This is a genomic window from Curtobacterium sp. MCSS17_016 (assembly GCF_003234255.2).
Classification (GTDB): domain Bacteria; phylum Actinomycetota; class Actinomycetes; order Actinomycetales; family Microbacteriaceae; genus Curtobacterium; species Curtobacterium flaccumfaciens.
The window spans coordinates 37549-52097 of sequence record NZ_CP126255.1 but is presented as its reverse complement, the minus strand read 5'-3'; the positions used below and the strand labels follow the sequence as shown (position 1 = coordinate 52097).

Sequence of the window (14549 nt, the reverse complement as noted above, 5' to 3'; positions counted from 1 at the left end):
TCGCTACTCAGCGACGGCAGCCCGCTCCTGACGTGCCTGGATGCTGCGGCGGACGATGATCACCGTCAACCAGATGCCGGCGACGATGCTGGCGATGACGATGATCGGCTTGATGAGCGCGGCGATGAGGGTGAGTACCGCGAAGAACAGGACGACGACGAGGGCGAGGACGAAGAAGACGGTGACGAAGCCAGCGGTGAGCAGCTTGAAGAGGCCGGTGAGCATGAGCGGTTCCTTTCGGCGGCGGGCGGGACATCATCGCTATGCGCGGACCCGACCCGTTTCGTGCGGGAGGAGGTCCCCGCTGGCCGGCAGCCGCACCCATAGAAGGTGACACCGGCACCCGCCGGGACTGCACACCAGAAGGGCAAGCGATGAGCCAGCGACGTGAGAAGCACCTCGGCGTCCCCACCGACAACGGAGGCCGCTTCGCCGAGCAGGAGCACGACACCGACGAGCTCACCCTCACCACCGCGGCGAGCGCTGCGGACGACCACGATGAGTTCGACGACGAGCCGTACAACCCCGTCCACACCATCAGCCCACACCACGTACCCATCGCGCTCGCCGCCATCGACAAGGCGAACAAGCGCCTCGCCCGGTACGGCATCGACGGCCGGTTCGAAGCGACGCTTGAGGACGGCACTGAACGCCGCGACGAGCATGACATCCCCGTCACCTACCTGACGCTGTCCCGCCCATCGCTGAGCCTCAGCGGGTGGACCTTCTCCGGAACACACGACGTCACCGACGACGGGCAGATGCTCCACTACCGGGCGACGACGAGCGTGCCGATGCCAGAGGTCACCGACACCACCTGCCAGTTCTGCGGCAAGAGCCGCCGGCGCGAGCGCGTGTACACCCTCCACCACGAAACGGAAGGGTCCAAGCAGGTCGGAAAGTCCTGCCTCGAAGCGTTCCTCGGCGTCAAGCCAAAGGGACTGTGGGCGCTGGACTGGACCCTCGACGAGCAGGAGTTCGAGGACGCTGACGCCGCCGGCCGGTGGTCCGCTGCCGGCTCTGACGTGTTCGACTCCGAAGACCTCCTCGCCGCCGCAGCGTCCACGACCCGCAACGGGGAGCTGTTCATCCCGAAGAGCCGCGCATCCTTCGAACACCCGGCAACCGCGGACGCACTCATCGACCAGTGGGACACCGCGCACGAGGCGATCACCGACGACGGACGCCAGTTCGCCCGCGACGCCCTCGCATGGCTGCGGAACACCGACGACGACGGCGACTACATCGGCAACCTCAAGGCGTCCCTCATCCCCAAGGACGGCACCCAGAAGTGGGTCTCGCGGAAGCACGTCGGCATCGCCGCGTCCGCAGTCTCCGCGTACCGGCGACACCTCGACCGGGAAGCCGAACGAGCAGTGAAGGAGAAGGCCCGACAGGAGTACCAGCCCGGGTTCGTCGCTCCCGTCGGGGAGAAGATCACCGGCGTCGGCGCGACCGTCGTCCGCGTCAGCCACTCCACGTCGTACATCGGCTACGGACGGGAAGCACCAAAGACCATCCTGTCGATGATCACCGACGACGGACACCAAGTCACCTGGTTCGCCTCCGGGACGAAGGAGTTCCCCATCGGGCAAAAAGTCACCGTCGCCGGCACCGTGAAGAACCACGACGAGTACCAGGGCATCGACCAGACCATCATCACCCGAGCGAAGATCACCGACCCAGACACCGGTGACAAAGTCGGCTGAGGCTAGCCCGTCGCCGCGCACACAGAAGGCGTGACCACACAGCCCACCCGCCGGAAGGACATCGGCGCCGCCCCGACAACTACAGCAGGCGGCGCCGTCCTCTCCGGCGGCGCGTTCACCGCGAAGGAACACCAGCCGGCAGTCGTCACCCTCGAGGAGTCGGCACCGTTCACCGACGTTCCCGCGGACCTGCCGGCCGACGTCCGCGCCCTCGCCGACGCGCTCGCCGCGGTGTACCGAGGGACTGTGGACCGTCGGGCGCCGTGGATCGCCGACGAGACGTTCACCTGCGACGGGGGAGCGCTCGCCACGAAACTCGCTGCCGACCGCCTCGGCATCGACGCGACCCTCCACGTCGGCCTGTACCAGCACATCGACCCAGAGATCCGGGCAACAACGATGGGGTACGACCCGGACGACTGCACGGACGAGGAGTGGGACGACATCCTCGACGAAGCGTCCGAAATGATGGACGAGCACCACCACTGGGTGACCGTTCGCGCTTCCGACGGCGTCGAGTACCTCCTCGACCCGAACGGACCCACCCGAGGCGAAGACCACATCCTCACCCTCTTCGACGCTGCGCGCCGGTACGAAGACGGCGCACCGAACCTGGTCTACGACCCGGACGACGACCCGGACCGCATCGCCGACGCCATCTACCCGGGGCTCCGCGAGCAGGTGACGGCCGCTGTCACCATGCCGCGCACATGCCGAGCATGACCACCGACAACAACGGCAACCTGCACGCCCCGAAGGGCACCCCCGGCGGCGGCCGCTTCATGCAGCAGTTCCGTCAAGGCTCCGACGTCGCCCTCACCGAGACGGCACCCACCGCTGAGTTCCACCAGGTCACCTTCAACACGGTCGAACTCGGCGACGAAGCGGTAGACGGCTCGTCATCGATGGGCTTCGTCATCGGCAAGGACATCACCGACGGTGTCCGTCGGCTCATCCTCCACAACGGGTCGAAGATTCGGTTCGACGCAGACGCAGGCCCCTTCGAGATCCGCCGTCGCGTTCAGCCGCTGCCGTACGTCGCAGAGTCGCATGACTACTGGGACAACGTCGCCGCGGCACGTGACCCACGACAGAGCGTCGAGGTGCTGCAGCAGATCGTTGAAACCGAAGCGGAAGACGACTTCATGCTCGCCATCGTCGAACACCCGAAGGCCACACCGGCGATGCTCGACAAGGCCTCCCGCCACAACTCCCTCCAAGTCCGCGAAGCAGCGCTCAGCCGCGAAGACGTGTGGATGGAGACGCTCTTCCGTCTGCAGCGCGAAGCACGGGAACGTGCCGAAGAGGAGCGGACCCTGCTCGGCGAGGAAGGCATCAGCCCCAACACCCGCTACCGCGAGCAGGCCATCAGCGCACTGCAGAGCCAAGCGGACAAGGCCGAATCCATCATCTGGCGGCGCCTTGCGTAGCTGGTTCATCCTCCCTCTACGCTGACGGTCGACACCACACGAGAGGGCGACGATGCAGCGCAAGGAGATGGTCGGCCACACGGTCTACCTGTACGAGGCGAACGACCGACGCATGCCGGTCCTCATCCTCGAACCCCGCACCGAAGTCACCGCGAAAGAGCGGTACTCGACATACGACGCCCAAGGGCAGCAACTCCAAGTCGGGTACATCCGCGGCGATGCTCCGAAGACCCCGGGGATGCTCGCCATCCAGTGGACTGCCGCAGACTCCGCCGATGAAGCAGCCCGCCGGCTCGAGGAGCTCAAAGACCTCGACCAGTCCCTCATCACCAGCAGCGTAGGCAGCCGCATCCTCCCGGACGAGGCGGTAGCCATGGTCGTCTGGCCGAAGAACATCGTCTCCACATGGGCGGGGCGAGAGCGCCCCTACGTCTGGACCGAGGCAGACCGCGCGCACGTGAATGAGCTGATTGCTGCCCGTGATCGGAGAGACCGCGATGTGAACGATGAGCTGAGGCAGGCCCTCATCGCCCACGGGCTACCAGACACCATCAGTGATGTGAATGTTGAGTTCGAGGACTGGGACGACCATCGGACCGGCGAAACCAACTACACAGTCCACGCAACAATCGACGTGCGCGCGCTCTGTACGCTCCTCAACATCCCGCTGCCGGCGCAGGTTGGCGAGTTCCTCGGGGAATGAGATAGGCAACGCAACGAGCGATTGTTACCGCTCGAGCGACCACGCATCTCGCGCCCTTGTCCGCGGATAGGGCCAACGACAGCGCCACCACCTTCGAAGACGGATCGAACATGACTGAACAGACCGACACGCTCTACGCCCTCTGCGAGCGTTCGCTGGCGACCCCCTTCTCCCCGCACCACGTCCGTCCGCTGACCGCAGCCGGGAAGAAGATGTCTGGCGGCGCCGACACGCTCGCCCTCTGCAGCGCGGAGGTTGCATGGGACGTCTCCGACATCACCCTCGAAGAAGCAGCCAACGAGCTCGAAGGGCAGCAGCACGATGCGTTCCGCGTCTGCATGAAGTGCGTCGAGAGGGCCCGCGAGCTCGTCGCAGCCGCATGACCCGCGCGGTCCTCTTCCTCGACATCGACCGGGTCCTGCTGCCTTTCCAGGACACCACGGCATGGCCGGACTACACCGTCATCGACTCCCCGTACGGGGACGTCCCAATGTCGCCCCGGCTCCTCGCCGTGGTCGGGGCACTGCCGGCCCGCATCGTCTACGTCACCGACTGGCAGGCGGACGCGAAACTCCTCGACGTGCACCTCGGCCGGGCTGACACAGAAGTCGCCGTCCGCACCGCTGGGAACGGCTGGTGGAAGACCCGCGCCATCGCTGACTACCTCACCTCCAACCCGGACGTGAAGACGTTCATCCACGCCGACGACCACCTGCATGAGGACCGGCTCGCGGACCTCGACCGCATCGCCGACAGTCGTCCGCACCTGACCGTCGTCCCCGTCGACGGGCTCACCCCAGCCGACGTCGCGGTCATGCAGCGCTTCCTCGCCGACGGCTGAGCAGGAGCACCCGCCGCATAGCTCCGATGCATGCGCTTCCGCCCCCACCGGCCCGGCCGCCGGCGAACATCAGCAGCTCTCATCACCATCATCGCCATCACCTCGGGGTCCGCGCTGACCTCGACCCCCGCAAGCGCGACACCGCTCACCCCGGCACCGGTGCACGGCGCAGCCGGCAGGCAGAGCAACACCGCTGACACCGCACGCACCCCGGGAGCAACCCCAGTCAGCATCACCGTGATCCTCACCCCAGATGACCGTGGCGAGCTGCGGAGCATCGCAACGACAAGCGCGCCCACCGACGTCAGCGCCGTTGCTCCGCCACTTGGCCACGCGCCACATGTCCGCACCGCCCTGGAAGATGCCGGCTTCACCGTGGACGCGGACAGCGACCGCTGGGACCTCACCGCCACCGGAACCGCAGCAGACGCGGAACGCCTCTTCACCGTGCACCTCGTCGGAGTCGGCGAGAAGATGCACCCAACGAGCGAACCGGTCATGCCGTCATCGTTCGACGGGAAAGCCACGACCGTCCTCGGCCTCGACCAACGCCCGGTCATCAGCCCAACGGCAGTACCCGGCACCCCAGCCTCCACCCTGACCGGAGCGTACGGCGCTCCCAGCAGCGCGACGGCTGGCGCCGGAACCACCATCGCGACGGTGCAGTTCTCCGGCTGGAACGCCAACGACCTCAAGACGTACGCGAAGGCCGCCGGGAAAGCGATGCCCTCGTACACGCAGATCAGCGTCGACGGAGCAAGCACCACCAAGAAGGACAGCGACGCCGGAGCGTTCGAGGTCGCCCTCGACCAACAGACCATCCTCGCAGTCGCCCCGAAGGCCGCTCAGCGGGTGTACTTCGCCGACAACAGCGTCCAAGGCATGTACGACGCGTACTCCCACGTCGCCGCCGACGTCGCCCAGCACGGCATCACCACCGTCAGCGTCTCCTGGCTGATGTGCGAACCGCAGCTCTCCGCACGCACCATCACCGTCCTCGAGGACGCCATCGACCGTGTCGTCGCAGCCGGCGCCACCATGTTCGCTGCGTCCGGCGACCACGGCGCCTACTGCACCACCGGGCAGAAGGGAGTCGGCTACCCTGCATCGTCACCAGCGGTCCTCAGCGTCGGCGGGACGTCGCTGACGAAATCCGGAACCGCCTACCGGGAGACCACCTGGGGCAACAGCACCGGCTCGACCGGCGGCGGCCTGTCATCGAAGTTCACCCGACCCTCGTACCAGTCGAAAACCGGCATCGCCAGCAGCCGCCGGCAGACCCCTGACATCGCAGCGATCGCCGACCCGAACACCGGACCGGCGGTCTACTCCAGCATCTACGGACGGTGGATGCTCGCCGGCGGCACCAGCCTCGCGTCACCGATCCTCGCCGCCGAACTCGCCTCCACACTCGGCAACCGCGGCTGCAGCATCGGCATCGGCGACATCCACTCCACCCTCTACGCCAACCCTCGCGGGTTCCGCGACATCACCACCGGCGGCAACGGCACCGACAAGGCCCGCCGCGGCTACGACCTCGTCACCGGTCTCGGCAGCCCCAACTGGTCCGCGTTGAAGAACGCCCTCCCGAAGGCCTCCCGCTGCCAGCAGCGTTCACCCATCGGCACCATCGACGCAGTCACCACCGGGCCCGGCACCGTCACCGTCCGCGGCTGGACCTACGACAACTCCGACAGCCGGAAGCCGCTCACCGTCACGGTCACCGTCGGCGGCGAAGAGGCCGGCGCCGTCACCGCCAACGGTGCACGCTCCGACGTGAACCGAGCGAAGAAGGTCAGCGGCAACCACGGCTTCTCCAAGACCATGAAGACCGCCAAGCAAGGCCGCCAGGACGTGTGCATCACCGCAACGAACATCGGCGCCGGCGCGAACTCACTCCTCGGCTGCCGAACAGTGACCCTCCCGTCACCGAACCCGACCGGCACCCTCGACAGTGCCTCCGGAAGCCCCGGCGCGGTCACCGTCCGCGGATGGGCGTTCGACCCCAGCGGGACAAGCACATCCCTCACCGGCTACGTCACCGTCGGCGGAACGAACATCGGCAACATCAGCATCAACGGCGCACGCTCCGACGTGAACAAGGCGAAGAAGGTCACTGGGAAGCACGGCTACAACGTGACGCTCCGCACAACGAAGACCGGGAAGCAGCCTGTCTGCGTCGTCGCGAAGAACATCGGCGCCGGAGCTGACACGCGCCTCAACTGCCGCACCATCAGCATCGCCGACAGCACCATCCGTGGCTCCTACGAGGAGGCGTCTGCCAGCACCGCTGGCGTAACCGTGCGCGGCTGGACCTACGACACCACCACGCCGAGCCGAAGCATCAACGTCGCCGTCACCTCGGACGGGAAGATCATCGGCACCATCACCGCCGACAGCCTCCGCGCCGACGTCAACCGGGTAAAGAACGTCACCGGGAAGCACGGATTCAACACCGCAGTGCCAGCAGCGCTGACCGTCGGGAAGCACAGCATCTGCGTCGTCAGCCGGAACATCGGAACCGGCGGTGACGCCAGCCTCGGCTGCAGAACCGTCACCGTCGCAGCGTCCGCACCGACACCGACGCCGACGCCCGACAAACCGGCAACCGCTGGAACGCGCTGACGCACGAGGCCGCCGCGCACAGACCGATCATGACTGACCAGATCGTCCGCACCAAGCACACCGGCGAAGCCACCCGCAACGGCGGCCACTTCGCAGCACTCCACAAGGACGAAGCGCACGGCGTCACCCTCACCCTGCCGGCGCAGGCCGGCCCCTCACAGAAGCACATCAGCCTCGCCGCTGAGTACGCGGTCATGAACCCTGACAGCAACGGCGCTGACCCGAAGCACTGGTGGCGACGCGACCGCGCGAAGGAGCTGCTGGCGGCCGCGCCACCGACGCCGCTGTCGCCGATGGAGCAGATCGGGTGGGATTCCGTTGACCGCAACCTCGTCCCACTCGTCAACGACTTCCTTCGGACACAGCCGAACGGATGGATCGCCGGCCAACTCGACCGCAACGCGGACGCGTCACGCGCGCAAGCCGACGGCGTGACGAACCCCGCGGAGCAGGCACAGTGGGCAGCCCGAGCTGCACGCCTCGAGACCCTCGCCGAGGGGTTCCGCGCCCTCGCAGACGAGGAGGCGGCGGAGCGCGCCGAGCAGACGGCCGCGCCCACGCTGGAGGAGTCGCTCGAGCAGCAACGGCGTGACTCCGCCATCAAGAGCATCGTCACCCCCGTGCGGCCGCGCGCAGCGAAAACCCCGGAGACAAACCGCCGTCGCCGCGGACACCAGTTCTTCGTCGCCGAGCAGAAGAAGTGGCCGGCCATCGGAACCCACCAGAGCACGCCACTGCCGGAGATCCCCATCGTCGGTCACTTCTTCGCCGGGCCATTCGACTTCTACTGCGCCGAGCATGACGCGAGCACCGGCGAGGCATGGGGGTTCACCCGCATCGCAGGGCACGGCGCAGGGGAGTGGGGCTACACCAACCTCCGCGACCTCGAGCAGCAGCTCGTCGGCCCGCTCAAGCAGCCCATCGAACGGGACATGCACTGGTCAAAGCAGCAGTTCGGCGACATCGACAACTGACGTCCCGCCGGCTGCCAGGCGCGCCGCATAGGAGCCGGTGACCACCCACCCGGAGGAGACCCCTGTGAGCGACGACCGCCCCACCGAGACGACCCGCCCGAACCGCTTCGTCACGGTCCTCGCCATCGTCGGCGCAGCGTTCCTCGTCACCGCTGGAACGCTCACCGCCATCCGCAGCATCAGCACGCCCACGGACACTGCCCACACCCCGGGGAACCCGTACACCGTCGCCGTGTGGACCGCTGGCGGCCAGGACGAGATCGACGAGTGCAAGGGAGCGGTGGACCTCACCAAGCTCTACGGCATCCCCACCATCGCCGAGCACGACCGGTGCGGCGGCGACGACTTCCCGAAGACCGCCGGCACCATGATCCGCCTCACCGGGAAAGACGCCGGCACGTACCGCGTAGAAGGTGTCGTCGCCCACCTGAACGGGAAGAAGAACACCTCCGCCGACATCCCCCGCGGCTACGACCTCATCTACCAGACCTGCGACACCGGCTTCACGAACATGTCCTTCACCGCCCTGACGAAGGTGCGCCCGTAACCCGCCGCATCTGACCTGCGTGCACCGACCCTCATCCGAAGGAGCACGCATGGCCGACCTCTGGTTCGACCCCGACACACAGTTCATCGGCGCCATCGGCCCGACCACGCTCCGTGAACTCGCCGAAGCCATCCACGACGACGACACCATCCTCGCCACCCTCGACTTCGACAACGAATCCGACACCACCATCGAAGACGTCGAGAACGCCCTCGACCACCTCGGCGTCCGAACCTTCGACGTCGACGACGACATGGTCGACGCCGACCATTGGCCAGACACCAGCGTCAACGAGGTGGACGGTGACCAGCCGTCACGGCCTGGCACTACCCGCGTCCTCGGCGTTCACATCTGAGCGACCAGCCGCACACATCAGGGATGACCAACCGAGGAAGGCATCCCATGACTATCGACGCAGCAGGCCGCGGCCACAACCCAGCAGGCACTCCCGGCGGCGGCCAGTTCAACGGCCACAACCGCCCAGACGCCTCCGGCAATGTCGCCCTGACAGTCCCGCCTTCGGCCCCCACCGTCGAGAACCTCACCGAGCTCATCAAGGGGTTGGACGCCCACGCCGTCCCGGACCTCACCTACGTCGCTTACGACGACCAGCTCAACGAAGAGCAGGTGCAGGCGTACCTTGCCGGGGACGATGACACCCTCTACGACTCCACGTCCGATTGGATCAGCGAACAGAGCCACGACAGCGCAGAGACGTTCCTCCGCGAGTTCTGCCAGGAGCACGGCGCCGACTACGACATGGACTTCGACGCGGACGAGCAAATGACGCTCCGCGAAGCCGTGTACGACAAGGACACGTCAGACCCCGTCAAGCAGCTCATCCAGAACACCCCGGACCAGCTCATGCGCGCCCCACTCATCTCCGACGCCGGCAGCCTCCTCAACCCCGACGAAGACGGCCACTGGCCGGAGGGCGTGGACCCCCGCTTCGACTACGGCGGGCACAGCTACGAAGCAATCCAGGTCCCCCGAGTCCGCGCACTCGAGGAAGCCCTCCGCAGCCACGGTGTCACCATCACCCCGGAAGTCACCACGGCCGTCGAGGAAATCGTGAACAACGGCCCGAGCAACTGGCACGAAGCCGTCGACCTCGATGTCATCACCTACTCAGACATCCGCGACCTCCAGGCATCTCCAACCGATGGAGTCAGCCTCGCGCCCGGCCGGAAGCTCACGTTCACCGGCGCAGAAGTGGTCCTCATTGACCGCATGAACGGCTCCGGGTACTCAGCACGCATCCCGGGCACGCTCACGACCACCATCACCGCGGACCGCCCCGCGTTCCTCGACAGCCCAAGGAACAGCGACCGCGGCTACGGCTGGGACGACGTCGCAGGCGTCTACAAGCCGGCGTTCCGCCCGGACAGCCTGGCGTCAGAGTGGCTGCCCAGCCCGGAATGCGAACCGGCCACGGTGTAACGGGCCGCCGCAGCAACTGCTCAACGCCCTACCGCCGCTCACACCAGGGGTGAACGAGCCGGTGAGCTACACGAACTCGAGCTCGTCGGCAGGTACAGGAACCCACGCAGAAGCGACGGGAACGACAGCCGGCCCCGAGGGGGACGCATCCGGGATGGCAGGCGCTCCCGATACTGCGGACGAGGTGGCGGCGGCAGGAAACCGAGCAGCCGGCCCCGCCTCGGGACCGGGCGTAGCAGGAGCCAGAGCAGCCACCGGCGCCGCGCCCCGCACAGCCGCTCCCACGACGAGGGACTGCTCGTCGTCGAACAGGAAGCGCTCGGTGCCATCCAACGTGACGCTGAACATGCCGAGCGCCGACTTGAAGGCGGTCAGTTCACCGAAGAACCGTGCGCCGCGGAAGTCGAACTCGACGGTCCTGCCGATGTCGTCGACGGAGAGTTCGCCCACCCCCACGCGCTTCCCGAGGATGCCAGCACGAACCTCCTCCGTCGCTCGTGTGTCATCGGTGGCTGCCGAAGGAGACTGCGCGGTGACCGCGGTGTCAGGAACGCGAAGGTGCGCCGCGACACGGACAGGAGCACTCTCGGGCAGGTGGTAGGTCACCCCGTCGATGACGGCACGGACGGACCCGTGTCCGTAGACGCGAACGGAGTCGAGAGTTCCGTTCACCTGCACCGGTTGCGGATTCCAGTTGTTTCGGATCCCCGGCGTCGGTGTGAATGAGATGTCCACGTGCGTGCCGACCGCGGCAGGTGTGAGCGTGCCCGCGGCGGTGTTCAGCAAATCGCTCATGCGTTTGCTATGCGCGGAACTGCTGCGTCGTCGCCGGGCCGGGTACTTCCGCTGGGTGTGCCCACCTCTACGGTGACGTCGTCACCGCCGTTGACGCGGCGGAGACGAGCACGTGAGTGGGCGCCCTCAGAAACCCGAATCCTGAGGACGCCCACTAGCGTCGCAGGCGCCGGAGAGGTGCTCCCGCAGAACCCGAATCCGGGGAAACCTCCTACAACGCGTTGCGATGCGCAACGAGTGTAGGCCCTCCCTGGGTCAGCTCAGGACTGCGGTAGCGAGGAGCAGCTGATGGCGCTGCGCCTCAATCAGCAGCGAGCGGCGCTGGGGAGATGTCGCCGCGCCGTACTCCTCGAGCAGGTGCGCCTTCTCACCGGCGGACATCGCATCGAACGCCGTCCATCCCCGCTCCGGCGTGAGTAGTTCCACCACCGACGACACCGTGCCCTCGCGCACGATGGTGACCGCTCGAAGACGGTGCTCCATCGTCCGATTCGTTGCCGGCAGCAGTAGGACGGTGTCGTAGCGCGTCTCACCGCCGCGCTGGTCGAACGACTCAACGAGGTATGTCGCCTGCTCCAGCCGTGCGGCCGCGTCCACCATCGTCACTCCCGCAGCGACGTCAGACACCACCAGAGGCTGCCGCTCACGGCGATCGATTCGGGTCGTGGAAGTCACGTTCATACCGGTGGCTATGCCTCCACCGGCCTGGGAGACGCCCGCATAGAAGACGGCGAGCGCACCGTGCGCGATGAAAGGGATGACGTCTCTTGCTCCACCCACGCCTTCGCGCGACCGCGGTCGCAACCGCACTCGCCGCCATTACCGCCGCCATGACACTCGGAGCGACCATCCCGACGTCCGAGGGCACGGCGGCGGAGATCTCCGTCGTCGCGGTCGCCGGAGCGACAGTCCACGTACCAGTCGCCGAAGCGTCAGGACTGACTGCGGACCTCACCACCTTCGCTGTCACCTCCCCGGGCGCCGGCGCTCTCACGGCCGCCAGCGGCAGTACGACGTACGCGGCGCCCGCCGTGTTGCCGGCAGCTTCGCTGGCAGGGCCGGCCCGACAGGCAACGTCCCTCCCGCGGGCGGTAATCGTCCGCGCTGCGCAACCAGCGGTACAGCCGCCAGTCGTGGACGAACCGACCCAGCCCGCACCATCAACCGAACCCACGGCGTCGACTACCCCCAGCCCACCAACCGAAGACGCTCCGGCCCCGACGACCCCTGAGGAGCCGACCGCGACGGACCCGCCACTCATCGAGGCGCCTACGCCGGTACCCACAGAGGCACCGACGGCAACGGCGACCCCAACGCCTCCCATCGAACCTGCACCCGAAGCTCCGCCCGTGGACCAGGGCAGCACCGAACCGGCGGCCGCTGCGGACCCAGCCGGCGGAAAGGGCAGTTCTCCCGCTCCACTACTCGGCACAGGGGACGACGCTCCCGCAGCCGGCGACCGGATCACCTACAGGGTGTGCACAGCCGACCGAGCTGTCTGCACCAACGGAACTGTCACCGTCACCTTCGCGCCCACCGTGCTGCAGTCGAAGCCCACCACCGCGACGGTCATTGAAGCGGGACAACACGTTGAGCTCGACGCGAGGTCGGTGCTCGAGAACCCGACCGCAGCGGACCTGGATGCAGTGACCGCCGACGCCGCTCGCGGCCACGTCCACGCACGTGGAAGCGTCATCGACTACACCGGGCCGACCTCCTCCGGAGCGGACAGCATCCGCGTGAACATCTGCTCACTCGGAGACAGCAGCGCATGCATCACGCCAGTCATCACCGTCAGCGTCGCACCGACATTCACCGTCAACGACAGCACCGCCGCAGCCGTCACTACTGACCACAACGGCGTCGCAACGCTCACCATCCCGACCCGCAGCGACTCCGGTGAACTCGACCCCAGCACCCTCACCATCCTTGAACAGCCCGAGCATGCGACAGTCACCGCCACCGGACACCACTTCACCCTGCGCCTCGACGACCCAGCATTCGTCGGCGGTATCAACTTCACGTGGCGGGCCTGCGCCGCAGCGAACGGCGCCAACTGCCACAGCAGCAGCATGCACCTCAGCGTCAACGACGGCTTCGGATGGACGACCACGGAACGCCAGGTTGTCGCCGGGCTCTCCGACACGCTCGACGCCGTCACGATTGCCGCTGACCCCACGCGATGGGGCCTGAACCGCAACAGTGTCACGGTCACCGGCCCCGACGGCATCACCATCAGACCGGCTTCCGCCGCCGGCACCTTCCGCATCGAAACGCCAGCGAGCCGGCACGATCCGTTCATCCTCAGCATCTGCGGGCAGGGACGCAATCACGTCGAACTGTGCGGCAAGGTCCGGTACCTCGTCTCCGCACTCACGGTCACGCCGAAGCAACCGGAGCTGCAGAGCTATGACCGGCGCACGAGTGAAGAAGCACGCACCGCTCAGACCCTCAGAGTGTCCACGCCGGCGTCGGCACCGGCACCGGCTCCGAGGCCGGCACGGACCGCGACGGCGAAGGGCGACGGAGGCGTAGACGTCACCTGGTGGGTCATCGGGGCGGCCATGCTGTTCGGTCTCGGAGGAGGAGCCGGCGCGCTTCGCAACCGCCACTGACTCGTTCGCCGCATCAACCACGAGTGACGCGCTCCCGACCCGCGCGCAGAAGGTGCCCCATGTCCGTCAACGGCCGCATCCTGTCCGCGAACAGTCCCATCCTGCTGTGGCTCGTCGCCATCGCCGTGATGATCGTCGGTCTCATCAGCTTCACGCTGTCGTTCACCGCCCTCACCGGCCTTGCCACCATGGCCCGCATCCCGGCGACAGTGGCCTGGGGTTGGCCGCTGATGGTCGACGGCACCATCGTCGTTGCGACCTTCGGCACACTCGTGCTCCGCACCCGAGACCGCATCGCCACCCGGGGCTACCCGTGGGCGGTCCTCATTGTCTTCGGGGCCCTTAGCATCTACGCGAACGGTGTCCACGCCACCGGCGGGAGGATCGGTACGACAGAAGCTTTCGTCGTCGGCGCCGTCGCCCCGTTCGCGCTCCTGACCTCCACGCACCTGCTCGTGCTGATGCTCACCTCACCGGAGAAGCAGACGCTCGACCGGGACCTCCGTGAGCCCGTCACCACGCCGGCAACGGAACCGGTCCCGGATGCAGTCGCAACGGAAGAGACGCCCGCGACGAGCACCTCCGTGCCGGATAGCACCGAACGAGCAGCGGCTCGGCCTATGTCCCTGGCCCCCGCGCCGGTACCGCCGGCACAGCCTGTGCGACCGGCCCGGCAGTCAGCGCCCGGTAAGCCGAAGTCCGAGGCGCAGGTGCAGCGCCTGGTGCTCGACTTCTTCGCCGAGCAGGGGCGGTGGCCGTCCGGAACTGTCGTCGGAGGATGGCTCGGCAAGAGCGCAAAGACCGGAGTTCGGTTCGTGAACAAGATCCGCGAGGAGCACGACCCGGCTGACAGCGGACAGCTCGCATAGA

16 protein-coding genes are annotated in these 14549 nt (G+C 67.3%); 13 read left to right on the top strand and 3 right to left on the bottom strand.

Annotated features, from left to right (window positions below):
• Positions 1–3: 3 nt before the first annotated feature.
• Complete coding sequence (locus DEJ19_RS18415; protein ID WP_111232316.1) at positions 4–225, bottom strand: hypothetical protein; 222 nt, start codon at positions 223–225, stop codon at positions 4–6.
• Between the two features lie 149 nt (positions 226–374).
• Here DEJ19_RS18415 and DEJ19_RS18410 point away from each other — a divergent pair, with 149 nt between their 5' ends.
• The 11 genes from DEJ19_RS18410 to DEJ19_RS18360 all read left to right on the top strand — a co-directional run bounded on the left by DEJ19_RS18410 (position 375) and on the right by DEJ19_RS18360 (position 10269).
• Complete coding sequence (locus tag DEJ19_RS18410) at positions 375–1709, top strand: hypothetical protein (RefSeq protein ID WP_111232317.1); 1335 nt, start codon at positions 375–377, stop codon at positions 1707–1709.
• A 30-nt stretch (positions 1710–1739) separates the two neighbouring features.
• Positions 1740–2432 (top strand): hypothetical protein, encoded by a 693-nt coding sequence (locus DEJ19_RS18405; RefSeq protein WP_111232318.1) that lies wholly within the window; start codon positions 1740–1742, stop codon positions 2430–2432.
• Positions 2420–3139, top strand: coding sequence for a hypothetical protein (locus DEJ19_RS18400; RefSeq protein WP_111232319.1), 720 nt, complete (start codon positions 2420–2422; stop codon positions 3137–3139). The genes DEJ19_RS18405 and DEJ19_RS18400 overlap by 13 nt, the downstream gene beginning before the upstream one ends.
• A 52-nt stretch (positions 3140–3191) precedes the next feature.
• Positions 3192–3842, top strand: a complete 651-nt coding sequence (locus DEJ19_RS18395; protein WP_111232320.1) for a hypothetical protein — start codon at positions 3192–3194, stop codon at positions 3840–3842.
• A 110-nt stretch (positions 3843–3952) separates the two neighbouring features.
• Positions 3953–4225 carry a hypothetical protein gene (locus DEJ19_RS18390; RefSeq protein ID WP_111232321.1) on the top strand — a complete coding sequence of 91 codons (273 nt, stop codon included), beginning with the start codon at positions 3953–3955 and terminating at the stop codon, positions 4223–4225.
• Positions 4222–4683 (top strand): HAD domain-containing protein, encoded by a 462-nt coding sequence (locus tag DEJ19_RS18385; RefSeq protein ID WP_111232322.1) that lies wholly within the window; start codon positions 4222–4224, stop codon positions 4681–4683. The genes DEJ19_RS18390 and DEJ19_RS18385 overlap by 4 nt, the downstream gene beginning before the upstream one ends.
• Before the next feature lie 30 nt (positions 4684–4713).
• Positions 4714–7308: a S53 family peptidase gene (locus DEJ19_RS18380; RefSeq protein WP_111232323.1), complete on the top strand. Its 2595-nt coding sequence runs from the start codon at positions 4714–4716 to the stop codon at positions 7306–7308.
• Positions 7309–7337: 29 nt separating this feature from the next.
• Positions 7338–8282, top strand: a complete 945-nt coding sequence (locus tag DEJ19_RS18375) for a hypothetical protein (RefSeq protein WP_111232324.1) — start codon at positions 7338–7340, stop codon at positions 8280–8282.
• 64 nt (positions 8283–8346) lie between these two features.
• Positions 8347–8829: a hypothetical protein gene (locus tag DEJ19_RS18370; protein WP_111232325.1), complete on the top strand. Its 483-nt coding sequence runs from the start codon at positions 8347–8349 to the stop codon at positions 8827–8829.
• Positions 8830–8878: 49 nt separating this feature from the next.
• Entirely contained in the window at positions 8879–9184 is a 306-nt protein-coding gene (locus DEJ19_RS18365; RefSeq protein ID WP_111232326.1) for a hypothetical protein, read from the top strand.
• A gap of 47 nt (positions 9185–9231) precedes the next feature.
• Positions 9232–10269: a hypothetical protein gene (locus DEJ19_RS18360; RefSeq protein ID WP_111232327.1), complete on the top strand. Its 1038-nt coding sequence runs from the start codon at positions 9232–9234 to the stop codon at positions 10267–10269.
• Between the two features lie 66 nt (positions 10270–10335).
• On the opposite strand, the gene DEJ19_RS18355 is transcribed toward DEJ19_RS18360, so the two are convergent.
• Both DEJ19_RS18355 and DEJ19_RS18350 read right to left on the bottom strand, forming a co-directional pair.
• Positions 10336–11064: a hypothetical protein gene (locus DEJ19_RS18355; RefSeq protein WP_146250576.1), complete on the bottom strand. Its 729-nt coding sequence runs from the start codon at positions 11062–11064 to the stop codon at positions 10336–10338.
• A gap of 255 nt (positions 11065–11319) precedes the next feature.
• Positions 11320–11691, bottom strand: coding sequence for a hypothetical protein (locus DEJ19_RS18350; protein WP_284176615.1), 372 nt, complete (start codon positions 11689–11691; stop codon positions 11320–11322).
• A 506-nt stretch (positions 11692–12197) separates the two neighbouring features.
• Here DEJ19_RS18350 and DEJ19_RS18345 point away from each other — a divergent pair.
• Both DEJ19_RS18345 and DEJ19_RS18340 read left to right on the top strand, forming a co-directional pair.
• A complete protein-coding gene (locus DEJ19_RS18345) occupies positions 12198–13679 on the top strand; it encodes a hypothetical protein (protein WP_284176614.1) in 1482 nt (493 codons plus the stop codon).
• A gap of 59 nt (positions 13680–13738) precedes the next feature.
• Complete coding sequence (locus tag DEJ19_RS18340) at positions 13739–14548, top strand: DUF2637 domain-containing protein (RefSeq protein ID WP_111232331.1); 810 nt, start codon at positions 13739–13741, stop codon at positions 14546–14548.
• Position 14549: the final 1 nt, after the last annotated feature.